Here is a 24,382-nt window from a genome sequence, read left to right as displayed (position 1 = left end):
AGGACAGGTTTAAGCATTGTTTTTATATGTTGTTGGCAAACGTTTTTCTTCCGGTTATAATCTATTTTAGTTTCTGTAATATTTAAGATGAAGCTCATAAATCTCAGGATTTTTAAAGCTCCGTCGCCACAAGAAACGCTTAGTACATAAATCACTTTGTTCCTGATTAGAATTTCTTTTTGACAGATAAATGAATCGGTTTAGACCTTTTTTGTCTGTTTCTTGAATTGCTTCTTTCAAACTATTTAAATAAAGAAAATCAGAACTGACTGGAATATTAAATTCAATTAAATCTAACTCATTATCAACAAAAACCAGAAACCCGTCGAGCTGGACATTTTCATTATTGGGTAAATTAATATCTTTTTTTACTTGATAAGTGACAGCTCTCTTTTGATTTATAAAAGTGTCCGTTGTATCAAGAGTGTAGGAGTCAAAATTGTTCAACACTTCACTTTTGTCCGTACCCAGACACAGCGGTACATTTATAAGTGGATTTAACAGAAACAGACATTCATCGCAGATTATGCGCGGGTCATTTTCTTGAGCATAAATTGTACTGCTCAGCAATCCAAGAAACACAGAAAATATCGCTGTAATTATAATCTTCATCTGCTAATTCTAACCTTAGTAACCAATTTTTTGAATGTTTGCCAACGTCCCGTATAAAAACAGTGCAAGCTGGCGAGCTTGATTGTCCGCAGGACAATCAGGCGTTGCAAGCGAGCAGGGTGTTTCGAATTGGTACGCAGTTTAGCATTGTTTTTATATGTTGTTGCCAAATAGTGCTGCACGCCAGAGTGAGCCGCTTCGTTTTTCAATCCGCTGCGTTTTGTTTTTAAAGTTTATTTTTTCTTACCTCTCAAAAAAGGCAATTTTACGTCCGATTTTTATTTCTCCGGTTGAGTGAGTAAGTCGGCTGCACTTTCTTTTGAAACTCAATTTTTCTTACCTCTCAAAAATGATGTTTTTACCGCTTCTTTTTTTTCTCCGCCTGAGTGAGTAATCCGCCGCAATCCTTCTTTTAAAACTCAATTTTTCTTTCCTTTCAAAAATGGCATTTTAGAAGTTCGTTTTATTTGAGTCAGGTTTTATTTTTCCCGCGTTTCGTTGGTCAGCAGCATTTTTGGCAACGTCCCGTATAAAAACAGTGCGAGCTGGCGAGCTTGATTGTCCGCAGGACAATCAGGCGTTGCAAGCGAGCAATGATTTTCAAATCGTGACAGGTTTGAGCATTGTTTTTATATATTGTTGGCAACTGGCTTTTTCACTTTTAGCCAATCATTTAGATTAATAATTATCAGGCTTCCTATAATAATCAAAGAAAAAGGAATGTAGATATTTTCAACATTGTTGATACCGAAGTTTATCAAATCCAGGAAAGAATAGAAAAAAGGTACTGCAAAAATTAGAATTACAACATTTTGTAAAAGAACTGCAATAAAACTTCTACTCTTTAGGAGAATCAGTCCGATTATAATCACTGCGGATATCATCATAACAAAATATTCAAAAGGAAAATATTTCTGCAGATCCGAGTCGTTTATTGGCTGATAAAGATATCCGAATAGGTACAGTAAAGAAATCCAAATAAAACTGAAGGAGTAAATAAGTAGAATTCCGAGTCCGATTAGCTTTAGCAAAATCAGTTTATTCATTTTCATTTTTTTAGCTTGTTGCCAACGTCCCGTATAAAAAATAGTGCGAGCTGGCGAGCTTGATTGTCCGCAGGACAATCAGGCGTTGCAAGCAAGCACGGACTTTCGAATTGAGACAGGTTTGAGCATTTTTTTTATACGTTGTTGCCACACGTTTTTTCTCTGCTCTCCTTAATCAATTTTTCAAGTCGGTGAAAATCGTAATCTAATGTGCTTAATGTTATAGAAAGAGGAGTTCCATAGCTACTCATATTCGCTCTAAGTAATTTCATTTTAAGACGGCTGTTTGAGTTTTCAATATAATACTCCGGATTCTTCACATCGATCAAGAAGAATTTTGTGGACATAACTTGTTCTGTTCTTATATCGGTAATATCCGCCCACTTGATCAGTCCGATGCTCGAAGCGTTAGAGTTGTCGGTTATTCCCTCTTGGTCAATGATTAATCCGCTTCTTTTATCGAAAAGTTTTTTAATCCCGAAAATTAAAGCTAATCCAAAAAAAACTATTCCAGCAATACCCCAAAATCTTATAAAGTCTGGATCAGTGATCCGAAAAAGATTAGGAATGAAATTTTCTGGATTTGCTGCAAGCCAGATTCCACCAGCTATTAAAATAACTCCACCACCTAAAAGAAATATAATTTTTTTCTTACTTAATGGTATTTCAATTTTTTCGATCACTCTATTCTAAGTTTCGTTAAATGTGTGGCAACGTCCCGTATAAAAACTGTGCGAGCGAGCGGGCGTGATTGTCCGCAGGACAATCAGACGCCGAAAGTGAACAGTGACTTTCGATTTGGTACAGGTTTAAGCATTGTTTTTATATATTGTTGTGCATAGTTGTTTATTCTTTTCCAATTAAAGAATCAATTTCTCTTTTTGAAAATTTGTTCTCCCTGTAGAAGATATTTATTTGATTCTGATAATTAGATTTTGATGAATACATTTCACTTATTCCCTTACTTATTTTTTCACCCTGCTCTATATGATTATTGTCAATTGTGTCCGTGACTAATTTTAGGAACTCAGGAACATCTTTTTCCCAACTGTTTACACTTTTTAAATAGGCAATAGAAGTTGGAATCAGTTTTGAGTCGGGAATTATTACTCCTAATTGCTCCAGTTCACTAATGCCTTTCTCTACACTGTCGTTTAAATTTCGGGTTAAGTTCAGTATCTCCGGAATATCTGCAGTATATAGATTGTTTTTATCTTTCTTAGCACTGTTCAACAACCTTTTAAACAAAGGGTTTTTTTGATCATAAATTAATTCCACACGGTTGAAGGCCACGCTGACTGTTTGCAATTCTCTCATTTTAATGATTCGATTATCCGTTCTACCACAAGAGATCAGCAAAATTGAGAATATAATTAGGAGGAAAAATTTATACATTAAAATTCTGTTTTACAATTATGCACAACGTTTCGTATAAAAACAGTGCGAGCTGGCGAGCGTGATTGTCCGCAGGACAATCCGCTGAACAAGTGAGCACTGAGTTTCGATTCGAGACGGGTTTGAGCATTGTTTTTATATGTTGTTGCCTGCAGTATTATCTGACGTGCATATAGATTAAATCTAAAAATAATTTACGGTATTCAATTTCTTTAAATTTCTCCTCTGGGATCAGTTGCAGAGCCTTTTCTATTTGATTGGAATTATCTGAATCCAGGTCTCCGTTTGCTTCAAATTTCCAATAAGCGTCTCTAAATTGGGAGTGCCAGCCTTTTTCATTCACAAGTTTAAATTCTTCGATTAGCATCGTATAACAGCTCATGAAAGTACTGCTAGGAAATAATAAAGACGGATCAAAATCTAATTCCTCTCTAAATTGTTCAGTCGATTTTTCACTTACTTCACCACGTTTCACTTTTTCCAACAAATCTTCATACCCAGCCTTACTTATTTCAGTCAGATAGCCTTGTTTTAGTAAAAAGTTTTCGAAAAGGCTATGAATGTTTTTCTTTAGGATTGTCTTTCCTTCATTGGGATAGAACTCAGTAATTAGTCGGTCGTATTTAAGGTCAGAACAAAGTGTAAACTTTTCATCAACAATCCCTTCCTTCTCAATTTTAGACGAGCCACAAGAAGAGACAAACGCTGTCATTATGATAATAAATAATGTTTTTTTCATATTGCAGGCAACGTCTCGTATAAAAACAGTGCGAGCTGGCGTGCGTGATTGTCCGCAGGACAATCCGCTAAGCAAGCGAGCACGGAGGTTCGATTTGAGACAGGTTTAAGCATTGTTTTTATATGTTGTTGGCAAAAGTCATTTTCCCGATTCCATAAGTTTCGTATTTTTTTTAAGAATGTCAGAAATCAGCCGTGCTTGCTCTTTAAAATGACCTTCCTCATTATACATTTTCTCCAGGTCAGCTTTTGAGATTTGGTGATTCAGACCAACTACTTTTCTAAAATTCCTTTCCGAAAAATTATCGCTTTGACTGTAGTCTTTTGCCTTGCTTATATTCACTCTCAAAGTCCCGTCAAAAATGATCTTTATAAGAGTTCCTTTTTTGAAATAATCATTAAACACCTCTCTGCCGATGGAATATTCTTCCATTTTCTCAAATCCGTAGTCGGCAATTAAGAAATGAAAGTATTTTTCTAAATCAGGTTCAATTATTCCAGCCATATGTTTTTCTGATTTTTGCCAACGTCTCGTATAAAAACAGTGCGAGCTGGCGAGCTTGATTGTCCGCAGGACAATCAGGCGTTGCAAGCGAGCACGGAGTTTCGATTTGAGACAGGTTTTAGCATTGTTTTTATATGTTGTTAGCAAATGTTTTTTTATATGATCCAAAAATGGCAATTCCTGTTCTGGTTTTTATACAGTTAGCGCGCGCCTGTTTTTTCTTAGAACTCTCGGAGCAAGTAATAACTGAATCCAGCTAAAAAAACTGAAAATATGAGATATAGATAAGTCAGGAATGATTTCTCTTTTAAGTCCAGCTTTTCATCCGCCATAATTTCACTTCCAACTTTCTTTTTTTCAAAATAGAAGTAATTAAATCCGAAAAGTATAACGGCCAATACCAAAAACAACTTATGAATTTCATAATTGAAACCCGGTTTGAAAAGGATCAGAAATACATTAATTACTGTAATTATATTAAAGACCTGGCCAAAAGAAATAATACCTAAAACAGGTATTTCGGGAGCTGCGTTACCCTTCTGACTATTCTTATACAAATTGAAATAAAGAATATTGAAAAACTTCATTGAGTCATTTTAAATATTTGCTAACGTCCCGTATAAAAACAGTGCGGCGATTGCCGGCGATGATTTTCCGCAGGACAATCAGGTGTTGCAAGCGACCGTGGAGTTTCGGTTCGAGACAGGTTTGAGCATTGTTTTTATATAGTGTTGTGGGCAGTTTTTTCAATGATTTTTTGCACTTCCTTTTTATTTGGCAGCCATAACCAAAGTCCGATTATTCCAGTAAAAAACATCATTCTAAAATTGTCCTTATTTTTCTCTGACGGAACAGGCATGTACTTCCGCTCATACTTTTTTATCCGGTAAGAGAGAATAATTTGAAAAATACTCAATATTAGTCCGCTTAGAAACAATGAAAGAAACCATAGGGCAATGATTCCACCATCAGTTATCCCGTTCTTAACGATGAAGAAAAAACCTCCGAACAAGATGCCAAAAAAGCCGAGGTGGAATACAGTCAGAATAATCAGTATAATCCTAAACCTTTTGATATCTGATTTAAACTTTTCTGGATTTAATTGGTAGAACATTTTTTGGATAAGGTTTTCAAATTGCCCACAACGTCCCGTATAAAAACAGTGCGAGCTGGCGAGCTTGATTGTCCGCAGGACAATCAGGCGTGACAAGCGAGCGGGATTTTCGATTTGAGACTGATTTAAGCATTGTTTTTATATGTTGTTGGCAACAGTTTTTTCTTCTCCGTTTCCACTTTTATTCAACCATCTCAAGCTCAATTTTATTCCGATTAATAAACTAACTCCACCAAAAAATAAATGAGCATATTCTCCATCAAATTGTTGATTAATTATTCCAACTAAAAGAACATTAATAAAGCCTGCGGTCATAAACCAGAAAGCAATAAACTGAAAAAAATTAAAACTCTTTGAGGGTTTAAAAGTGATAGGATTCTCATTCCAAGTCGGTTTCTCAAATTTACTACCGAACAAACTCCAAAATTTCGCGCTGAGTGGGAAGAATATCACAACAAATAAAAAGTTTATGATGATTAGCCCGATGTAGAATTCGGTATCGGATTCGGATTTTCCATCAAAATCCCTAATTATAACTGATAGAATACAGAGAATTAAAATCACCAAGCTCTTTATTTTACCCGTTTTATTCTAATTTTTCATTATTTCAAGAATTTATTTAATTGTTGCCAACGTCCCGTATAAAAACAGTGCGAGCTGGCGAGCGAGATTGTCCGCAGGACAATCCGCTGAGCAAGCGAGCACGGACTTTCGAATTGAGACAGGTTCAAGCATTGTTTTTATATATTGTTGCCTGCAGGCTTTTTCACTCCAAAAGATTCCAACAATAGTATTCGTTTTGAATTTTCTTGATTACGAGTACGGAATAAATAACATTCCCTATAGTTCCGTCCGCAGCTTTCAGTACATTATTTAAAGAGATTTGATTAACCTTCTCATCAATATCCACGTAATATCTATAAATCCATCCTTTTTCATTACTTACTTTGTGGGTGTCGGTAAAATCTGTTTCCCATATTTGTTTGACTGTAGGTATCAAAGAATCGAGTGATTGGCATTTAATGCTGTCGGTCAGGTTGAGACCGGATTTTTTAGTATAAGAATTTTCGCTGGTCAGTCGGGTTCTGCAAAGTCCGGCAATTTCTAATAATTGTTCCTCCTCTAAAATTTCAAATTGAATTTTATAATTCTCCCAGTTTAAATCGGGCGTCTCCATCCAATCCTTCTTTGAAAATATATTTTTAAGTTTATTGATCAAGTTCATTTTTAGTGGAATTTCCGCTTGCAGGCAACGTCTCGTATAAAAACAGTGCGGCGACTGCCAGGGATGATTTTCCGCAGGAAAATCAGACGCAGCAAGCGAGCACGGAATTTCGATTTGAGACTGATTTAAGCATTGTTTTTATATGTTGTTACCAAATTTGGCGACGCGTTTGAGTAAAAAGGCTTCTGCAATCGGTTTTTTGTCCGGATCAAAATGTCCGCTTCGCTGTCCGATCTAATCTTAGCCCTCTTTTAAAACAAGTCCGAAATCCAACTTTTTATTAAGTCCCAATTTGAAAAGATTGAATAGAAAAAGAGGAAGCTTAACCCAACTGTAAAAATTTCCTTTTTACTAAAATGATTTTTTGAAGTGTGTTTAGCATTTGACATTGTATAACATTGTTTAGTTTAAATTTATTCTGGAGCCATTTTTGGTAACGTCCCGTATAAAAACAGTGCGAGCTGGCGAGCTTGATTGTCCGCAGGACAATCAGGCGTTGCAAGCGAGCACGGACTTTCGATTCGAGAACAAATTAAGCATTGTTTTTATACGTTGTTAGCAAACGGTTTTATTTCATCCATAATTGAATTATTTTTATCAATTCACTTATTTCATAGCTAACCAAAATAGTCAAAACTGACAGCTCATTTTTATATGCTTTTAAATTTCTAAAGATAAAAGCATAAGGAATAATTGGGATTAGCATTGCTAACTTAAGTTCGTATCATAGGGAAAACTCATCAAGTTAAAAATGTACGAGATTACAGTGAAAATTCCGATAATCAGTCTCGTCCATTTTTGATTAAATCCGCACCAAACAGAAAATGCTAAAGCAAAAACGGCAAACAAAGCATAAGCTATGGTTCCGAGCGGGAATTCAGCAAAATATCCGAGTCCGTAAGTAATTGCAAGTCCGATTAAGATGACTTTTAAAAATAGAGGCTTCGTTTGCTTAAACAGTAGAAGTCCGATTAGAACTCCAATTCCGATAAGAATTTTAGTTTGTGTCATTTAACTGTTTGCTAACGTCTCGTATAAAAACTGTGCGGCGATTGCAGGCCATGATTTTCCGCAGGAAAATCAGACGCAGCAAGTACACACTGGCTTTTGATTCGACACTAAGATAGCATTGTTTTTATACGTTGTTGTGCACAGTCTATTTCAATTTTTCAATCTTAGCTATGGCTCGTTCTTATAAACGAAATAAGAAGAAGAAATCTTTTTGCCTCCAAGTAGGAATGTATCTTCAGATTTCAGATTTCCATTCTCGTATTTGTAATTGACTTTTTCTATTGGAATTTTCTTTTGACCTTTTCTATAAGTTGATTTTTCAATTAATCTTCGTTGATCATCATATTCGAAAATGATGTATTCAAACTTTCGATCAACTCGAATAGGTTTTTTTGCTTTATTGTATTGAATAGAGTCAATTCGAATGAAGGGATTTTTGGCATCTATTCTCTGCAGGAGTCCATTTTTGTAATAGCTCGTTTTATTAGTGTGAACAGATGAAAATTTAATTTTTTTTACTTTTCCAAAGATGCCATATTCGTAAAAATAAGTACCCTCCCAGGTTTGGATTTCTTTTAATTTACCAGAGGGATAATATTTTTTGACGGCAACGAAAGAAGTATCTTTCCCTTTCCCGCCTCCGTATTTAATTTTAGTAGAATCAATAATGTTTTTCTTATTAAGATAATTTCTAAGAATGAAACTGTCTTCCCCTTGTCCGAATTTTGCATAAATCAAATAAGTCCCTTTATCAAATTCGTAAGGTTTAACTTCATTTAAAAATATCGAAACTTCATTGGAAACACTATCTAAATGAAGTGTTTCTTTAATTAATCCACTTTGATAAAATTCAGTAGTTCTCCATTTAGTAGTATCATTATTTTTCCAATTGATTTGATACTCTATTCTTTCTCTTGCCAAAATTGAGGTGTCAATTTCTACTTGACAGAAAATTGTTTGGGAGATAAAAAATGCTATGTAGAGAAATTTTTTCAATTTTATTATTGAATATTTCCTATTAATTCAGTTCTATTGATTGTGCACAACGTCTCGTATAAAAACTGTGCGAGCGGGCGAGCTTGATTGTCCGCAGGACAATCAGGCGTTGCAAGCGAGCACTATATTTGGATTTGAGACTTATTTGAGCATTGTTTTTATATGTTGTTAGGCACTGGCCTTTAGCTCAACTTTTCCTGGATAAACTTGATTTCTTTGATTGACTCTTGTAGTTCTCTTTTTGAGGGGGTTGTCATACCGTGAACCAAATCATTTCGAAACTTCCTTAAATCATTTAGTCTGTCAAATTCTCCTAAAGTTAGATCTCCGTTGTCTTGCATTTGACGGAACCTTCTCATAGGAGAGTAAATCTTATATTTTCCTTCAAGAAGAGTCAGCTTTTCTAACTTTGCCCATTCACTCAAGAATTCTCCAACTAAACTATGTTTCAATTCTCTATTTAAATCCTGCTCGATATTTACTCCAAAAAAGTTCTCAAATAAAATTTTTGCTATTTCAGCATATGCCTCGACTTTTTCTTTTTCTACAGTGATACCATTACCGTCGTGGTAAAGCTGATTTCTCAGACGGTGAAACCATTCAATGTCACCAAGTTCAATTCCTTTTAGTTTTTCATTGGCATATTCTTCTAAACCATCAAGAAGATTTGGAAATGTAGAGGTTATATCTTCTAATTTCTTTCTACTTAAGCCATTAATACCTGTTATCCGTTTTGGAAGACCTAAGTATGTCTTAATCATCAATTCCACTGAATTGTCAATAGATATCATTGCAATTCGGCAATTAAACCCAGTGTTTAATTCTAAATGATCTATTCCGTGAATTAGTAATTCCTTTGGTCCTGATATCCAAGGTTTATCGGTATTTATCATATTTTCTTGGGCTTGTGCCTAACGGCCCGTATAAAAACTGTGCGGGCTGGCGAGCGTGATTGTCCGCAGGACAATCAGCGCAGCAAGCGAGCACGGACTTTCGAATTGAGACAGGTTTGAGCATTGTTTTTATGCAATGTTGTAACAAGTGCTGCCCGCCTGAGTGAGCCGCCCTGTTGCTCTGCGTTTTTTTATTTTCCAGGACTGAGTAAGAGTCCGCTGCAAATTATTTGAAACTTTAAATTTTCTTACCTCTCAAAAAAGGCATTTCCAAGTCCGATTATTTTTCTCCGCTTCGAGTGAGAAAATCCGCTGGATTATATTTTTAAACTCTGATTTTCTTCCTTCTCAAAAATGGTATTTTTAAAGGTCAATTATTTTTCAGAGTCAGTTTTATTTTTTCACGCCTTTTGTTTGTCAGCAGCATTTGTTACAACGTCTCGTATAAAAACTGTGCGAGCGGGCGAGCTTGATTGTCCGTAGGACAATCAGGCGTTGCAAACGAGCCGGGAGTTTCGATTTGAGACAGGTTTTAGCATTGTTTTTATATGTTGTTACCTGCTTTGGCGACACGTCCGAGTGAGTGCGCAAAATATGTTCTACTGTGTATATTCTATAAATTTCTATAATATGGTTTTGTTGTAATTATACTTTTTGTAAGTGAAAAATATTAAATAATATAGAAGTACCATTACCATAATTGTAAATCCGCTTTTCATTTCAAAGTCTCCATCCCAGAAAATAATTTCAGATAATGAATCTAATACTATGACTACTACTCCAAATCCTAAAGCATCTCTTGTCTGTTGAAGTCTAATATTATTAATTTTCAGAGATTCCTTTTTCTCTTTAGAGAATACTAAAACTAAAAGTGAAACAAGAAAAATATTTTTAAATATCCATTCTAATATGGTTGGATCAATTTCTTTTATGTTACTACCTAAGGAAAAAATTAATATCAGGGTGAATATTGATATTAATCCAATGGTCAGTGCGATTTTCTTAGAGTAATTTGGAAGTAGTTTTTCAGTCATACTTTTTAGTTGTTTTGAAATTATTAAGTTTAGTCCGGAGCAATTGCAGGTAACGTACGTATAAACACAGTGGTACATTTATATACACTTTGTCTTTATTGTACTTTACTGGCTAATCTAGCGGATTTTTGATCTTGAAAAAAATATTTGTGGCCACGTGCGTATATATTTCTGTGGTTTTGGTGCTTTTATGTCCTAACAGCACCTGGATGTAACGCAAATCTGTACCACTCTCCAAAAGATGAGTGGCAAAAGAATGTCGAAGCATATGCGGCGTAACTCTCTTTCGTATCCCCGCTTTTCGGGATGCCTCCTTAACAATCTTTACTACACTTTCGGCTGAGTATTTATCTCCCTTAGGACCTTCAAATAAATGCTCTTTTGGCCGCCATTCCAAAAAGTACTTTCGTAGATCACCAAGAAGTTTTTCAGAGAGTATAGTGTAGCGGTCCTTATTCCCTTTGCCCGATCTCACCTTGATCACCATTCTCTTGCTGTCAATATCACCTATTTTCAGATTAAGAACTTCACCCCTTCTAAGTCCTGCAGAATACAACAGGCTAACTACACAGCGATGTTTGATATTATTTGTATTTTCAATGATACATAGCACTTCCTCTTTGGCCAAAACCTCTGGAAGCTTCTCCTCTGCCCTGGGACGTTCAATGGCATAAAACCGATTGGGCATTTCCAAAACAACTTCGTAGTAAAATTTTATTGCGTTGATTGACTGATTAATATAGGAATGGGAAGCCTCTTCGCGTATCAATTTTTGAAGGTAAAGCCTTATATCATTTTCGTTGAGATCCTTTACTTCTCTATTACTGTAATAATTCATAAAAGTCTCAAAGCACGAAACATAAGTTCTCACGGTGCTGGCTGCATATCTCTTCAACTCGAGCTTTTGCAGATAACTCCCGGGGCAGAATTTTCTCCCATCAACAGGCTCTCTCTTTTGAAGGGCTTGTATGTTTACCGGTTCTAATTCTTTTCCAAAATTGCTTCTGGAATAAAAATGGTTACAGTTGATCCAGGCCACCCCGCGAAAGCTGTTAAAAACCAGCTCCAGGTTAGCAGGAGTATTCAATATATAATTCATACTAAACTCCTCACTCCATTTAACTCCCGGAAAATCATTCACCAGAGCCTGTACCACCTTGTCTGCAAAAAATTTTAAACCAATGCACTTCTCCTGGCCTATCATTAAATTCTTTAATGTCACATATTTCCTGTCCATTAAGATTCTTTTTAGTAAAAGTAGACTGAAAAAAAACCATAAGGCGTTTATTATCCGTATATTATACGACTAAAATGGATGTGAAGGATGGAACTTCAAAAAAAATGTCTGGCCTGTGATCAGGAACTAAAAGGAAGATCAGATAAAAAGTTCTGCGACGTTTATTGCAAAAGCTCCTGGCATTATAACAGGAGTAAACAAGGTAACGCAGGCTTTTATGCAAAAGTGGACCGACAACTAAAAATCAACAGAAAACTATTAAAGCAGTACAACAAAGCTGGAAAAGCAACTGTGAGGGCACAGGTGTTAATTGACCAGCAATTTGATCCCAATTTCTTCACGCATTTTTGGAAAAACAGTCAGGGAGATGTTTATCTTTTTGTTTACGAGTTCGGTTTTCTCTCCCGAATGGAAAATAATAAGAAAAAATACATTCTTGTTACCTGGCAGCCATACATGGCAAAATAAATCAACATCTATCGCCACTTAACCTGATCTTTTTCCACACCTCCGGTTGCTGAGTCCCAGACCGGCACCAACATATGCAGCTAATCTAATGTTAATTAAAAGATAAAAATTACGGTTTTCCTCATTTTTGATACTTTTTTCCTACATCCTGTATGACTATTATTGCTAAAATTCAAATTCTTTTAACCTATTCTCGGTTTTCACCTCAATTTTTCCTGAATCGGCTCCTTCTCACTACCTGCTTTTTAATAGGGTTTAAAAGGCCATACTGGATCTCTTCTTAAACCGGCTCTCATATTCCTTCCCCAGGATATAATTGGATATAATTGGATATAATTGGATATAATAAGGAAATGGTTAAAATTTAAAAAACCATAATAATGTTGATTTACAAGGTTTTGGAAGATTTTTAAATTTCTCCGGCAGAGAAAGATGAATTAATGTAAGTTGATTTGGGAAGGAGGACTTTACAAAGAAGACTGGGTATTCCCTTCGCGGTGCTGTTCTCTATCTCATCCACTTTAGAAAGAAAAATTTTCACGTTTCCTGGAAATGAAAAACCCACAACTTTCGTTGCGGGTTTTTCTGTGCGGAGGAAGAGGGAACACTAACAGTCAAAACATGAATTACCTCTTACCTCCTAATTTTAGGACTAATATACTGAAAAACCAATATAATCAACACTTTAAAAGAGGTTTTAGGTTTTGTTGTAGTTTGGAGTAGTTTTGATTTATTCTGAAATTACCGTACAACTATCGTACAATTCTATTACATTTGTATTGTTCAAATACTTCTTATAATGGCAACTGTTAATTTTCTTTTCCGATCTACAAAGGACAAAGCACCTCTTAATTTACGTCTTCTTTACCGTTTTAATAATGAAGACTATGTTATTGGAGCAAAAACTAAATTTGAAGTTTCTAAAACTTACTGGAATAAACAGCACAAACAGAAACGGCCTAAGGATATTAAAATAATTAATAGACAGGCTGAGGTTAACCAGGAACTTAACAAAATTGAAAACCACGTATTGAAAGCTTTTAATAATGCTGATCCTTTGGCAGTAGATAAAGAATGGTTACAACTTCAAATTGAATATTATTATAACCCACCTCAGCAAGGCAGAAAAATACCTACAAACCTCGTTGATTATATTGACTTTTATATTGAGGTACGACAGCACGAAATTAAACCGGCCTCTGTTACAAAGTTTAATGTTATTAAACATAAAATGGAGCGGTTTCAACTTCAGCGAAAAAAACCGATCCTGATAAAAGAGATTAACGAGAACTTCAAAAGAGAATTTGCAGAATATTACCGGTCTCAGAATTATAGCATTAATACTACTCAAAGAGAATTAGGACTAATTAAGACTTTTTGTAAACATGCAAGATCCTTAGATGTCGAAACACACCCACAGTTAGACAAGCTGAGGTTAGAGAAAGAGAAAGTAAACAAGATTTATTTATCCTTTGAGGAACTGGAACAAATAGAGAAAACCAAAGGATTACCGGAACATTTAGAAAATGCAAAGGACTGGCTAATTGTTAGTTGCTACACAGGCCAAAGAATTTCGGACTTTATGAGGTTTACTGATGAAATGATAAGAATAGAAGAGGGTAAACATTTACTCGAATTTACTCAAAAGAAGACCAGTAAAATTATGACCGTTCCACTACATAAAAAGGCTTTAGAGATCCTGGATAAAAGAAAAGGAAAATTTCCACGTGCTATTTCTGACCAACGATACAACGATTATATTAAAGAGGTATGTAGAGAGGCCAAATTAAATACTATGACAGCCGGTAGTATGCAGGTTGAGACAGAACCGGAAAGCGGAATTTACCGTAAAGAAAATGGCACTTACCAAAAATGGAAATTAGTTACCTCACATATTGGCAGACGTTCTTTTGCAACTAATTTTTATGGAAAATTACCAACCTCCTACCTGATCTACATTACAGGCCATAGTACAGAAGCTATGTTTTTAAATTACATAGGTAAGAGTAATAAAGATATGGCTTTAGAAATTGCCAACTACTTTTAAGTAAAAAATTAAAGTTGTTTTTAACGTGCATTTTGTACATTTCTTACATTAAAACCACAGGCAAAGAAACTTCAAATGATTAATTTCCTAAATGTAGTCTTACATGGCTACGCTAATGAGCGAAAGTATTTTTTAGATTACCTATTAAGAGAGCAAAAGAAAGCTGAGGCAGAACATTACCAGGCTGAGGAATTTTTTAGTAAATGCTTTGATGTAGTTGAAGGCTTTAAAAAGGAGTTAGACCGTCAATTAAATGAAAGGAAACGAGAACTATATTTAATGCTTAGTGAGGCCAAAAATGAAACCATTAATTACGGTCAAGAAAGCGAACTTTCCTATAAAGACAGATGTAAAGAAACTAAGGAGTACTGCGAAAAGGAATTGAAAGATATTTCCAGGCACAATTTTACAGTCCTACTTCACCATTATACGAATACCTCCTTTACAGGTCATTTACATTATGACCAAGTTTTAGAAATTGAAACAAAAATTTCAAAAGCTAATGAAGCTTATAACTCAGAAATAGCTTTAGAGGAGGTTCTAAAAAAATACAAAAGAACACCTGAGGCTAATCTTATACCTCCTTACCGGTTATTCAGGTATAAATTTGATAACTGGGAAAAGTTTTTAAGATTTTTAGAAGTCTCTACGCCTCGTTATTCATACGTTTTGAACAACTTACCTTCTGAGAATCAAATACGGCTCAAAAATGATTTTTGCGACTATTTAAAGGAGATTAAAGAGGCCCAAACAGAAAGCAAATACAAAGAATATTTAGACGATTATATTAACCAAATTGAAGAGAAATACCAGGAAATTAAAAAAGAAGTACCTCTTTACAACCCTGAAGGTAAAAGACAACTATACGAAAAAACAAAAGAGGTAGATGTAATTTTTCCTTTCATACTACCGGAATGGAAATTTAATGACTGGAATAAATTTTTATGGTTTTTTGAAGTTACAAGGCCCACGTATATCTACATATTTGACCGGTTAAATAAGCACGAACAATTCCAGTTAAAAGGTGATTTTATAGATTACTTAAATACTATAATTGAGAAACAGACAGCGACCAAATATATTAAAGCTTTAGAGGGTTTTAAGGTTCACATACAAAACTTTAATGGCTCGGCTATTCTGAATGAGGACAAGAAACAAACACCTCCAAAGGAGAATTTACAACTCAGAAAAAATCCTTTTCCGGAAATTTTTAGTAATGATTTAGGATATACTCTTTTCCTAAAGATGCACGAAATTTATAAAGATGAAAGCAAAGACAATTCAAATTATAGTTTTCTATATTATGCATTAGAAAAAGATTTTTTAGTCTGTAAAGGAACTAAATTTATTGAGTTTGCAATTACGCAATTTGATGTAAAAGATTATACAAGAAATGACAGCAGATACAAAGAAGATTACACGAGAAACAAGCTGTTTAAATCCGTCAAAAATCAATTTAAGGATATAGCACAGAAATAACACTTTTCTGCACAACAATAGCCCAAAATTGCGCTAACCTACCTTCTTAAGTTGCTCTTATTTAGCAGTATTATTAATCATAACTACTGCATAATGAGTACAATTCAATTTCTACAAACAACACCTGAACAATTAGCAGATCTTATTTCTGAAGGTGTAAAAAATCAATTACAAGAGCTGAAGAAAGACCTCCAAAGACAGGAGGCAAATGATGAACTTCTTACCAGGGAGCAGGCTTGTCAATTCTTACAAATTAACTCCTCTACTCTTTGGGCCTGGACTAATAAAGGGAAGGTAATAGCTTATGGAATTTCCAATAGGCGTTATTATAAGAGAAGTGAGTTACTGGAATGTTTAACAATACTAAAAAAATAAGGCTATGAGCAACTACACCAATAGCCTTAATCCTTTCAACAACGGACAAGGTAAAGATAAGAATTTTCAGGATCAATTAAGCAAGGTTTATAAAGCTTTTAAGGCTAAACCCTTAACAATGAAAGAGGCAGACGTTCAAACAAACGTAATGCGTGAAAATATTTGTAGGTATGTAAAAAGACTTGTTGAGGAGGGCAAAATAGCAGTTAGGAGAAAAAGGAAATGCAAGGTTACCGGTTACCCTTATGTAAATGAATACACCGGAAACCCTGATCTATTTCCTAAAACAGACCAACTAAAACTATTTTAAGCCATGCAGACAACAAAATTAAAGACTTTAATAAACAATGACCTCGAAAGCCATATTAACGGAATGACTACACCTGAAAATACTCCTGATGAGGTTTTACAGGAATTGAGTAAGAGTATAAGAAAAACTGACTTTGAAATACTGGCATTTCCTGAAATTGCAGAAACTAGGCAGGAATTAGAAAGCTTAAAGCCTCAGGTTTATGATGCAGACGGACAATTAAAAAAAGAGAATGAAGAGGAAATTAAAGATTACCGGAAACTCCAAAAGAAATTAAACAGTTTCAAACTAACAAAGAACCATTACTTAATCTTATGTATTGAGCAACTTCTAAAAATTGCTATTGCAAATAAATGGGGCTTGTGTAAAAAGAACGGTTTTATTTACCTCTACAATGGCAGTTACTGGAATGAAATTGATAAGGAGCGGTTTCAATTCTTTTTAGGAAATGTAGCCTTAAAAATGGGAGTTGAGAAATTTAAAGGAAAGATCCACATCTTTAAAGAAGAGATTTTTAAACAATTTATGGCAGATGCTTATTTACCTACTCCAAAGACCAGGAAAGATATTGTTCTTATAAACCTCCAAAATGGAACTTTTGAGATTACACCAAATAAAAGAGGTTTAAGAGACTTTCAGCAAAAAGACTTTATAACACACCAACTACCTTTTGAGTACCTACCTGAAGCCACAGCACCACGTTTTCAGGCCTACTTAGATGAGGTTTTACCTGATCCTGACAAACAAAAAGTATTAGCGGAATATTGTGGTTACATTTTTATTAAACCTTCAGTATTAAAATTAGAAAAAATGCTAATCCTGTATGGTACTGGTGCAAATGGTAAGAGCGTATTTTTTGAAATTATAAATGCTTTATTAGGTATTGAGAATGTAAGTAATTATTCCCTTCAGAGCCTTACTAATGATAATGGTTATTTCAGGGCAAAGATTGCTAATAAATTGGTGAACTATGCAAGTGAGATCAATGGTAAAATGGAGGCTGATATTTTTAAACAAATGGTTTCCGGTGAACCAATAGAGGCCCGGTTACCTTATGGAGAGCCTTTTTTACTTACTGAATATGCTAAACTGATCTTTAACTGTAATGATTTGCCTAAAGATGTAGAACATACAGACGCATTTTTTAGGAGGTTTCTAATATTAGGCTTTGATGTAACTATACCCGAAGAGAAACAGGATAAAGAACTGGCTAAAAAGATTATTAATAATGAACTCTCAGGAGTATTTAACTGGATATTGGCAGGCCTGGAAAGGCTACTAAAGCAAAAGAATTTCAGTAAGTGTAAAGCCATAGAAAAGGCCCGATCTACATACGAGAAACAGAGCGACAGCGTAAAAATGTTTATCGAGGAAAATAGTTACCACACCTCAACGCAATACACCTCTATTAAATTCCTTTACGATCATTACAGAGCCTTTTGTATTGAAGACGGTTATAAGCCTGTAAGTAAGTCTAATTTTATGAAGAGGCTAAACCACTTTAAAATTGTTGTAAAGCGTATAAGCGAGGGTAATGTAGCCTACATAAAGCAGGATCTAAGAAAGGAGGTTTTAGATGCAGACTTTTAAATACAATCTGGATAAAGGGAGCAAAAAGTTTATTTGTCCTAATTGCCATAAAAAGACCTTTGTACGGTATGTTGAAAATGAAACTGGAAATTATCTACCTGATACATACGGCAGATGTGATAGGGAAAGCAAGTGTAATTTTCACAATGCACCTCCTAAAGGAAAGAAGTGTTTTTTAATTAGTTTCCTCTCATTTAAAAGCATTTCAGATAAAGCCTACAAGGCAACTACTGAAGACGGCAGTATTTATTTTATTCCTAAGTCTCAGGTACTGGAAAGAACCGGTAAGGAATGTTTTATAACCGAATGGTATCTTAAAAGTAATGACTTCAGATATTTAGGTAATATAAGTAAATACTTTACTCCTGAAAATGAGCCTGTAATTAATACGGTTACAACGGCCAAAGTAGAACCTGAAAAACCAAGTTACCACAGTCTTAAATTAGTTGACCGGCTATACAATGAAGAGCCTGTAAAGGATAATTTGAAGACTTATTTAGAAACTATTTTTTCTGAAGTTGAGGTTTTTTCTGCTATGCAGAATTATTATTTAACCGGTACAAATTATTACTGGAATAATGCTACTGTATTTTGGCAAATGGATCATAAGGAAAGAGTACATGCAGGAAAAATAATGTTATACGATCCTTTGACAGGTAAAAGAGTAAAAGAACCGTACAACTGTATTAATTGGATTCACAATGCCATAAAAGAACCTGATTTTAATCTTAACCAATGCTTATTTGGTATGCACCGTATTAATGACGGCCACAATAAACCTATTGCTATTGTAGAAAGTGAAAAGACAGCAGTAATTATGAGCATTATTGTACCTGATGTTGTTTGGCTTGCTACCGGTAGTAAACAGAATTTAAAGGTTAAGTTAATTCAACCTCTAATTGGCAGGAAAATAATCTTATATCCTGATAAAGGAGAATTTAAAGACTGGCAAAAGAAAGCTGAATTAATGAAAGGATTAGGTTATAAAATTGAGGTTAGTGATTTATTAGAGACAACAGACAATAAACGAGGCTTTGATTTAGCAGATATGTATTTAAATAAATGAAAATGGCAAAGAAAAAAAGTTTACAAAAGTTGACAGAAATAGAGAATTTAAAAACTGTAAAAGCAGTCAAAGAATTTTTAAATAATAATCCTGAGAAAATAGAAGAGGTTAGAGAAGATTTATACAAACGTCTAAATGATACCTACACTAATAATTTAGGTAAGGAGGAATTGATAACAGTAATGTTAGAGGTATGTGATGACTTGCAGGAAAAAGAAGGAACTATTAGAAACGTTACCTATGAATACAACCACTCTTTAATAACTGGCCAAATTCATAATTTGGTTTTGAAAAATAAAGCCTTTCCAACTACTCAGTTAATTGCAGAGGAAACAGGCCTTTCCAGGCAGACAGTTTACAACCACCTAAAAGGATCCTTTGACAAATACAACAGCTTAATTAAAGGTAAAGCTGATTACATGGCCAACCAGGCTTTAACTACTCTTTACCTGATTGGAATAGAAGAACGTAGTACTTCAGCCTTAAAAGCCTTTATAGAACTTTCAGGAGCAACAAATAAAACTACAAGTACTATTAATAATTATATTCAGATCAATAACCTGAGGTTATCTAAAGAAGACTTTGACCAGTTACCACCGGAAACCCTCAGCGAGATAGAAAAATTAATATCAAAGCAAATAGGGCAATAGGGGTAAAAACACCTCAGCACCTTAAATACTAACATCGCCACTCAGGAAAGATTTTACTCTTTGTAAAAAATTGAAGGGGGGGCTTACGAATTAAAAGAGGGTAACCATTTCGGAAACCCTCTTTTTTGTTCAAATGACTTACCACAGGCAAGCGGTTAATCATATTATAAAAGTAATCAATAAAATCAACTTAGATACCATTGTGGTAGTACTACTATGAGAATGAAGAGACCTAAGGTATAATAAAGGATCTTATTTAAAAACTTAATGGAAAAATCCTTTACAAAGAGGTATCTTATAGAAGTTATAATAACTGGAAAAATTAAAAGTAATAAAAAAATTAAGGTTGAGCCGGTCATTGTACTTATTAAGAATTGGCTTCCTGATGGCACACCTAAAAATAATACTTGATAAAGAACAGCAATTACAGCAGTTAAGAAGATTGTTAAATAATCTAATGTTTTCATAATGGTAAATGTTAGACTTTAAAGATATGCACGAAATGTATAAAATGCACCTCTCAAAAAAACATTTTTTTCCACTAAACAAGGAGCGTTTTGAGGTAAAAGAATCTCAGTCGTACATTAATCGTACAATTTAGGAAACAAAAAAACCGTAAAGCCTTTGTTGATAAGCGTTTACGGTTTTACTTTGCGGAGGAAGAGGGATTCGAACCCCCGGAGGTGTTACCCTCAACAGTTTTCAAGACTGCCGCAATCGACCACTCTGCCATTCCTCCATTGCGGGTGCAAATATAAAAAGCTTTTTTAAATAAAACCCAAAAAAGAAAACTTTTTAAAAAGAGAAATTCAGATGAAGAAGTAGATCCAGCTTACCTCATGAGCCACTGTCCCTTTAATATATTGAAGCTCAACTTTTCATATCATTATCCTCCTCCTTTCCGGGAAAATCTCCAAATGAAGTATAGAAGATCCTTGCTCAGGTTTTTTCTTTCTAAAGTCACTTTTGGACCACTCTTTTTCAATAACCCAAAACCCAGAAATGGCTCAAATTCTCCTTCTATTAATTAATAAGCCAAATGTAGGTCACATATATGGTGGAAAGTTCCTACAAGTACTGTTAAATAGAGGTTAAACCGGAAGTTATTGGATACTTTTATAGATAGAAATGAGTTATTTTGAGATTAAGACATTTGCCTGCAAAGGCACTGCAAGTGAGAAGCGTAACCCCCTACATTACTCTTCTCACTTTTTTGTCCCATTTCATGCATTGGAGGAATTTTGCAGATAAAATCTTATTATATCTGTAGTAGTGACTATTCCGGTAAGACAGTCATCATCCACTACAGGCAAGGCATGAAACTCATAGTTAAGAAATAATCGGGCTACTTCCTCAACTGTATTTTTAGAAGAAATACATTCTACCTTTTTCGTCATAACCTGTTCAATGGTAAACATTTCATAGACTGAAGTTTCAACCTCCTCATCTTCCACATTCACCGCATCGGCAAAAGAAATTCTTAGCAGGTCGTTAAGGCTTACCATGCCCACGATATGTTCATTTTCCACTACTGGAAGATGCCTTATGTGGTTTTTCTTCATAAGAGATTCAGCTGTAGAAAGATTATCAGATAAAGACAATCGCAAAATATTTTTTGTCATAATCTCGGAAACGGGGACGGCACTTTTCATTGGTATAAAGATTTACATCATGTACTTAAAAATACGACAAATCTGTTTTATTATCTATTAAGGACCTCGAAATCTTTTATAATAATCAACCTTCACAGGCTTTTAAAAATAGAATTCCTTTAAAACTATTATCTTGCCGTTCTTATTATAAAACTGAAATTAAAACATGAAAAAATTATTTTTGTTATCCCTCGCAGTGAGCCTTATAGGATGTAAGGCACAACAGCCCCGGGACATTTCGGAGGCCAATCCAATGGAATATGCAAATACAATTACTGCGGAAGAATTAAAGGACCACCTCTACATTTTTGCCAGTGATGAATTCCAGGGCAGGGAAACTGGAGAACCCGGACAAAAATTGGCCGCCGAATATCTAAAAAAGGAATACCAGAGCCTTGATATTGACTCTCCTCTTGGTGAGGATGATTATTTCCAGGAGGTACCGGGTAGTTATTTTACACGCGGAACTGTGAATGATACCGAAAATGTTCTGGCCTTTATCCAAGGTAGCACTAAGCCGGAGGAGGTCCTGGTGATCTCTTCTCATTATGACCACGTGGGGATCGATGATGAAGGAAACATCTACAACGGGGCCGATGATGATGGATCGGGTACTGTGGCCATTCTTGAAATCGCCGAAGCTTTTAAAAAAGCACAGGAAGATGGATTTGCTCCTAAGCGTTCTATCTTATTCCTGAATGTCACAGGAGAAGAAAAAGGTCTTGTAGGATCAAAATTTTATTCAGAAAACCCTGTTTTCCCATTGGCTAACACCGTGACCAACCTAAATATTGATATGATTGGGCGTATAGGAACAGATATGGAAAGTGCGGGTGATTATGTATATCTTATTGGAAGCGATAAATTAAGTACAGAGCTTCATGAACTTAGTGAAGAGGTGAACGAAAAATACCTTAACCTCAACCTGGATTATACCTATAATGATGAAAATGATCCTAACAGGTTCTACTACCGTAGTGATCATTACAACTTTGCAAAGCATGATATTCCAATTATCTTCTATTTTAATGGAGTACATGAAGATTATCACCAGCCTACAGATACTCCCGATAAGATTGAATATGAGCTCCTGGCCAAAAGAGCCAAACTGGTATTCCTTACGGCTTGGGAAGTAGCAAACAGGGATACACGACCTTATGTTGACAAACCTACTCTTACGACAGAAGCTACAGAATAAGACTATATACAATTTTAAAGAATCCCGGCCTAACAGCTTTTCACAACCTGTTAGGTCTTTTTTTGTCTTACAGGAAACCACTCTCTCTATTCCAAATGGAACCTCTTAAAGCAAAAAGGCTCCTGGTTTTTACAAGAAGCTTTTTGAGTGGAAGACCGGGTTTCCTTCGATGAAGTTTATCCAGAGCGGCGTCGAAGGACTCAGGACAGGCTTCTCACCCTGCCAGACCATTCCAAAAAAACTGCGATACAAAAAAAGCTCCTTGTTTTCACAAGAAGCTTTTTGGGTGGAAGACCGGGTTCGAACCGGCGACCTCTGGAACCACAATCCAGCGCTCTAACCAGCTGAGCTACAACCACCATTTTAATCGGATGCAAATGTAGTATAAATCCTTTCTTTTACAAAAGAAAAAAATCAAATTTTTACAGAAGATCAAACAGGGAATCTACCGCTACGTGACGGCTCACGTTATATCCTTCGGCATACTCAACATCTATTAAACGACCTAAATCCCTGGCTCTGTAGGTGATGCTGTCAAAGAAATTACTGCTCGAGATGGGCGTTTGGGGTTCTTTACTGTCTTCATCCCAAAATTGAGAGCGATAAGCTTTTACAGATTCCATCTTTTTCTCCATAAATCCGGTGACATCGACCACGACATCTGGCGTTAAATTCTTCCATTGGATGTAGTGAAAAACATTCTTTGGGCGCCAGGCATGCTGGGAATTTCCTTCAAGAATGGTTTCTATCTTTCTCAAACCACTCAAAAAACAAGCATCGGCTACCAGTTTTGCACCTTTACCATGATCAATATGCCGGTCATCAATGGCATTACACAGCACCAGGTCTGGCTTATATTTTCTAAGAACTTTTATGATCTCCAGTTGATGTGCCACATTGTTTACAAAGAACCCGTCGCTAAACTCGAGGTTTTCACGCATAGAAAGCCCAAGTATCTTCGCAGCATCTGCAGCTTCCTGGTCCCTTATTTCAGCCGTACCACGGGTTCCTAATTCGCCCCTGGTAAGATCAAGAACACCAACTTTTTTTCCGCGGGAAATCTCTTTAGCAAGCGTCGCAGAGCAACTTAATTCTACATCATCGGGATGGGCCCCAATGGCCAGTATATCTAACTTCATTTTTTTCTAATTTCTCTTCTGTGTCTATATATGTGCCACGAATACACGAATAATTTTTTTGTTTTCAACTTAATTATATCGCTCCTCCGGAGCATGATTCCTAAAATTTCTGATCACTGAGCACTGAACACTGAACACTCATTTAATGTCGCTCCTCCAGAGTTTTATGCATTCCAAAATTCTGACTACTTATCATCGACCACTAAGCACTAGTCCCGGCTCTTGCCTCTTGATTCTTGTTTCCTTTTTTAGCCACGAATACATGAATATTCCCAAACAATCTGATCACTGAGCACTGAACACTGAATACTCATTTAATGTCGCTCCTCCGGAGCTTGATTCCCAAAATTCTGACTACTGAACATCGACCACTAAGCACTAGTCTTGGCTCTTGATTCTTGTTTCTTTCTTTAGCCACGAATACACGAATTTATTGCCTTGTGTCGCTCCTCTGGAGCTCTGTATGCAATTCCGGTTATTGTTCCATAAATATTTCGCTCCTCCGGAGCTTCTCTTTCAGATGATCTGAAAACTGATCACTGAATACTGATCACTCATTTAATGTCGCTCCTCCGGAGCTCTTCAGAGCTATTCGCTATTCT

General features: G+C 35.4%; 23 protein-coding genes and 2 tRNA genes. 9 read left to right on the top strand and 16 right to left on the bottom strand.

Features of this window, described 5'->3' with window-relative positions; translation table 11 throughout:
- Positions 1-66: 66 nt before the first annotated feature.
- The 12 genes from OU683_RS06465 to xerA form a co-directional block, all read right to left on the bottom strand.
- Positions 67-612, bottom strand: coding sequence for a hypothetical protein (locus OU683_RS06465; protein ID WP_268136427.1), 546 nt, complete (start codon positions 610-612; stop codon positions 67-69).
- 1,180 nt (positions 613-1,792) lie between these two features.
- Positions 1,793-2,341 carry an STM3941 family protein gene (locus tag OU683_RS06460; protein ID WP_268136425.1) on the bottom strand — a complete coding sequence of 183 codons (549 nt, stop codon included), beginning with the start codon at positions 2,339-2,341 and terminating at the stop codon, positions 1,793-1,795.
- Positions 2,342-2,504: 163 nt separating this feature from the next.
- Positions 2,505-2,975 carry a hypothetical protein gene (locus OU683_RS06455; RefSeq protein WP_268136423.1) on the bottom strand — a complete coding sequence of 157 codons (471 nt, stop codon included), beginning with the start codon at positions 2,973-2,975 and terminating at the stop codon, positions 2,505-2,507.
- A gap of 235 nt (positions 2,976-3,210) precedes the next feature.
- A complete protein-coding gene (locus OU683_RS06450) occupies positions 3,211-3,792 on the bottom strand; it encodes a hypothetical protein (protein WP_268136421.1) in 582 nt (193 codons plus the stop codon).
- A 138-nt stretch (positions 3,793-3,930) separates the two neighbouring features.
- On the bottom strand, positions 3,931-4,464 hold the full coding sequence (locus OU683_RS06445) for a hypothetical protein (RefSeq protein WP_268136419.1): 534 nt from the start codon (positions 4,462-4,464) through the stop codon (positions 3,931-3,933).
- Positions 4,465-5,017: 553 nt separating this feature from the next.
- Positions 5,018-5,410 (bottom strand): hypothetical protein, encoded by a 393-nt coding sequence (locus OU683_RS06440; protein WP_268136417.1) that lies wholly within the window; start codon positions 5,408-5,410, stop codon positions 5,018-5,020.
- A 138-nt stretch (positions 5,411-5,548) separates the two neighbouring features.
- Complete coding sequence (locus OU683_RS06435; protein WP_268136415.1) at positions 5,549-5,827, bottom strand: hypothetical protein; 279 nt, start codon at positions 5,825-5,827, stop codon at positions 5,549-5,551.
- 349 nt (positions 5,828-6,176) lie between these two features.
- On the bottom strand, positions 6,177-6,635 hold the full coding sequence (locus tag OU683_RS06430; RefSeq protein WP_268136413.1) for a hypothetical protein: 459 nt from the start codon (positions 6,633-6,635) through the stop codon (positions 6,177-6,179).
- A 1,179-nt stretch (positions 6,636-7,814) separates the two neighbouring features.
- Complete coding sequence (locus OU683_RS06425; RefSeq protein WP_268136411.1) at positions 7,815-8,642, bottom strand: hypothetical protein; 828 nt, start codon at positions 8,640-8,642, stop codon at positions 7,815-7,817.
- Positions 8,643-8,824: 182 nt separating this feature from the next.
- Positions 8,825-9,535, bottom strand: coding sequence for a hypothetical protein (locus OU683_RS06420; protein WP_268136409.1), 711 nt, complete (start codon positions 9,533-9,535; stop codon positions 8,825-8,827).
- Positions 9,536-10,158: 623 nt separating this feature from the next.
- Positions 10,159-10,569, bottom strand: a complete 411-nt coding sequence (locus tag OU683_RS06415; RefSeq protein WP_268136407.1) for a hypothetical protein — start codon at positions 10,567-10,569, stop codon at positions 10,159-10,161.
- Positions 10,570-10,681: 112 nt separating this feature from the next.
- Positions 10,682-11,806 carry a site-specific tyrosine recombinase/integron integrase gene (xerA, locus tag OU683_RS06410; protein ID WP_268136405.1) on the bottom strand — a complete coding sequence of 375 codons (1,125 nt, stop codon included), beginning with the start codon at positions 11,804-11,806 and terminating at the stop codon, positions 10,682-10,684.
- Positions 11,807-11,893: 87 nt separating this feature from the next.
- On the opposite strand from xerA, the gene OU683_RS06405 reads away from it, so the two are divergent.
- The 8 genes from OU683_RS06405 to OU683_RS06370 all read left to right on the top strand — a co-directional run bounded on the left by OU683_RS06405 (position 11,894) and on the right by OU683_RS06370 (position 19,791).
- Positions 11,894-12,274 (top strand): hypothetical protein, encoded by a 381-nt coding sequence (locus OU683_RS06405; RefSeq protein WP_268136403.1) that lies wholly within the window; start codon positions 11,894-11,896, stop codon positions 12,272-12,274.
- Positions 12,275-13,073: 799 nt separating this feature from the next.
- On the top strand, positions 13,074-14,321 hold the full coding sequence (locus OU683_RS06400) for a phage integrase SAM-like domain-containing protein (RefSeq protein ID WP_268136401.1): 1,248 nt from the start codon (positions 13,074-13,076) through the stop codon (positions 14,319-14,321).
- A 75-nt stretch (positions 14,322-14,396) separates the two neighbouring features.
- Positions 14,397-15,800 (top strand): hypothetical protein, encoded by a 1,404-nt coding sequence (locus OU683_RS06395; protein ID WP_268136399.1) that lies wholly within the window; start codon positions 14,397-14,399, stop codon positions 15,798-15,800.
- A gap of 93 nt (positions 15,801-15,893) precedes the next feature.
- Positions 15,894-16,175 (top strand): helix-turn-helix domain-containing protein, encoded by a 282-nt coding sequence (locus tag OU683_RS06390; RefSeq protein WP_268136397.1) that lies wholly within the window; start codon positions 15,894-15,896, stop codon positions 16,173-16,175.
- Between the two features lie 4 nt (positions 16,176-16,179).
- Positions 16,180-16,485, top strand: coding sequence for a hypothetical protein (locus tag OU683_RS06385; RefSeq protein ID WP_268136395.1), 306 nt, complete (start codon positions 16,180-16,182; stop codon positions 16,483-16,485).
- A 3-nt stretch (positions 16,486-16,488) separates the two neighbouring features.
- Positions 16,489-18,075 carry a DNA primase family protein gene (locus OU683_RS06380; protein WP_268136393.1) on the top strand — a complete coding sequence of 529 codons (1,587 nt, stop codon included), beginning with the start codon at positions 16,489-16,491 and terminating at the stop codon, positions 18,073-18,075.
- Positions 18,062-19,141 (top strand): DUF6371 domain-containing protein, encoded by a 1,080-nt coding sequence (locus OU683_RS06375; RefSeq protein WP_268136391.1) that lies wholly within the window; start codon positions 18,062-18,064, stop codon positions 19,139-19,141. The genes OU683_RS06380 and OU683_RS06375 overlap by 14 nt, the downstream gene beginning before the upstream one ends.
- Before the next feature lie 2 nt (positions 19,142-19,143).
- Positions 19,144-19,791 carry an HTH domain-containing protein gene (locus OU683_RS06370; protein WP_268136389.1) on the top strand — a complete coding sequence of 216 codons (648 nt, stop codon included), beginning with the start codon at positions 19,144-19,146 and terminating at the stop codon, positions 19,789-19,791.
- 654 nt (positions 19,792-20,445) lie between these two features.
- Here the strand turns inward: OU683_RS06370 and OU683_RS06365 are convergent.
- Positions 20,446-20,530: transfer RNA gene (locus tag OU683_RS06365), tRNA-Ser, on the bottom strand.
- Between the two features lie 484 nt (positions 20,531-21,014).
- Entirely contained in the window at positions 21,015-21,443 is a 429-nt protein-coding gene (locus tag OU683_RS06360) for a CBS domain-containing protein (RefSeq protein WP_268136387.1), read from the bottom strand.
- Positions 21,444-21,609: 166 nt separating this feature from the next.
- Between OU683_RS06360 and OU683_RS06355 the strand changes: the two genes are divergently transcribed.
- Positions 21,610-22,641 (top strand): M28 family metallopeptidase, encoded by a 1,032-nt coding sequence (locus OU683_RS06355; RefSeq protein ID WP_268136385.1) that lies wholly within the window; start codon positions 21,610-21,612, stop codon positions 22,639-22,641.
- Between the two features lie 284 nt (positions 22,642-22,925).
- Here the strand turns inward: OU683_RS06355 and OU683_RS06350 are convergent.
- Both OU683_RS06350 and bshB1 read right to left on the bottom strand, forming a co-directional pair.
- Positions 22,926-23,001: transfer RNA gene (locus OU683_RS06350), tRNA-His, on the bottom strand.
- Positions 23,002-23,063: 62 nt separating this feature from the next.
- Complete coding sequence (gene bshB1, locus OU683_RS06345) at positions 23,064-23,780, bottom strand: bacillithiol biosynthesis deacetylase BshB1 (RefSeq protein WP_228913225.1); 717 nt, start codon at positions 23,778-23,780, stop codon at positions 23,064-23,066.
- Between the last annotated feature and the right edge of the window lie 602 nt (positions 23,781-24,382).

The sequence above is a fragment of the Salinimicrobium sp. TH3 genome, from assembly GCF_026676115.1.
Lineage (GTDB): Bacteria > Bacteroidota > Bacteroidia > Flavobacteriales > Flavobacteriaceae > Salinimicrobium.
This window is presented reverse-complemented; position numbering and strand designations above follow the sequence as displayed.

Coding starts and splice junctions, on each gene's coding strand:
- OU683_RS06405 (WP_268136403.1), top strand. CDS start 11,894: ATGGAACTTCAAAAAAAATGTCTGGCCTGTGATCAGGAACTAAAAGGA.
- OU683_RS06370 (WP_268136389.1), top strand. CDS start 19,144: ATGGCAAAGAAAAAAAGTTTACAAAAGTTGACAGAAATAGAGAATTTA.
- OU683_RS06390 (WP_268136397.1), top strand. CDS start 15,894: ATGAGTACAATTCAATTTCTACAAACAACACCTGAACAATTAGCAGAT.
- OU683_RS06400 (WP_268136401.1), top strand. CDS start 13,074: ATGGCAACTGTTAATTTTCTTTTCCGATCTACAAAGGACAAAGCACCT.
- OU683_RS06385 (WP_268136395.1), top strand. CDS start 16,180: ATGAGCAACTACACCAATAGCCTTAATCCTTTCAACAACGGACAAGGT.
- OU683_RS06420 (WP_268136409.1), bottom strand. CDS start 9,535: ATGATAAATACCGATAAACCTTGGATATCAGGACCAAAGGAATTACTA.
- OU683_RS06395 (WP_268136399.1), top strand. CDS start 14,397: ATGATTAATTTCCTAAATGTAGTCTTACATGGCTACGCTAATGAGCGA.
- bshB1 (WP_228913225.1), bottom strand. CDS start 23,780: ATGAAGTTAGATATACTGGCCATTGGGGCCCATCCCGATGATGTAGAA.
- xerA (WP_268136405.1), bottom strand. CDS start 11,806: ATGGACAGGAAATATGTGACATTAAAGAATTTAATGATAGGCCAGGAG.
- OU683_RS06450 (WP_268136421.1), bottom strand. CDS start 3,792: ATGAAAAAAACATTATTTATTATCATAATGACAGCGTTTGTCTCTTCT.
- OU683_RS06380 (WP_268136393.1), top strand. CDS start 16,489: ATGCAGACAACAAAATTAAAGACTTTAATAAACAATGACCTCGAAAGC.
- OU683_RS06465 (WP_268136427.1), bottom strand. CDS start 612: ATGAAGATTATAATTACAGCGATATTTTCTGTGTTTCTTGGATTGCTG.
- OU683_RS06455 (WP_268136423.1), bottom strand. CDS start 2,975: ATGAGAGAATTGCAAACAGTCAGCGTGGCCTTCAACCGTGTGGAATTA.
- OU683_RS06430 (WP_268136413.1), bottom strand. CDS start 6,635: ATGAACTTGATCAATAAACTTAAAAATATATTTTCAAAGAAGGATTGG.
- OU683_RS06440 (WP_268136417.1), bottom strand. CDS start 5,410: ATGTTCTACCAATTAAATCCAGAAAAGTTTAAATCAGATATCAAAAGG.
- OU683_RS06415 (WP_268136407.1), bottom strand. CDS start 10,569: ATGACTGAAAAACTACTTCCAAATTACTCTAAGAAAATCGCACTGACC.
- OU683_RS06360 (WP_268136387.1), bottom strand. CDS start 21,443: ATGAAAAGTGCCGTCCCCGTTTCCGAGATTATGACAAAAAATATTTTG.
- OU683_RS06355 (WP_268136385.1), top strand. CDS start 21,610: ATGAAAAAATTATTTTTGTTATCCCTCGCAGTGAGCCTTATAGGATGT.
- OU683_RS06375 (WP_268136391.1), top strand. CDS start 18,062: ATGCAGACTTTTAAATACAATCTGGATAAAGGGAGCAAAAAGTTTATT.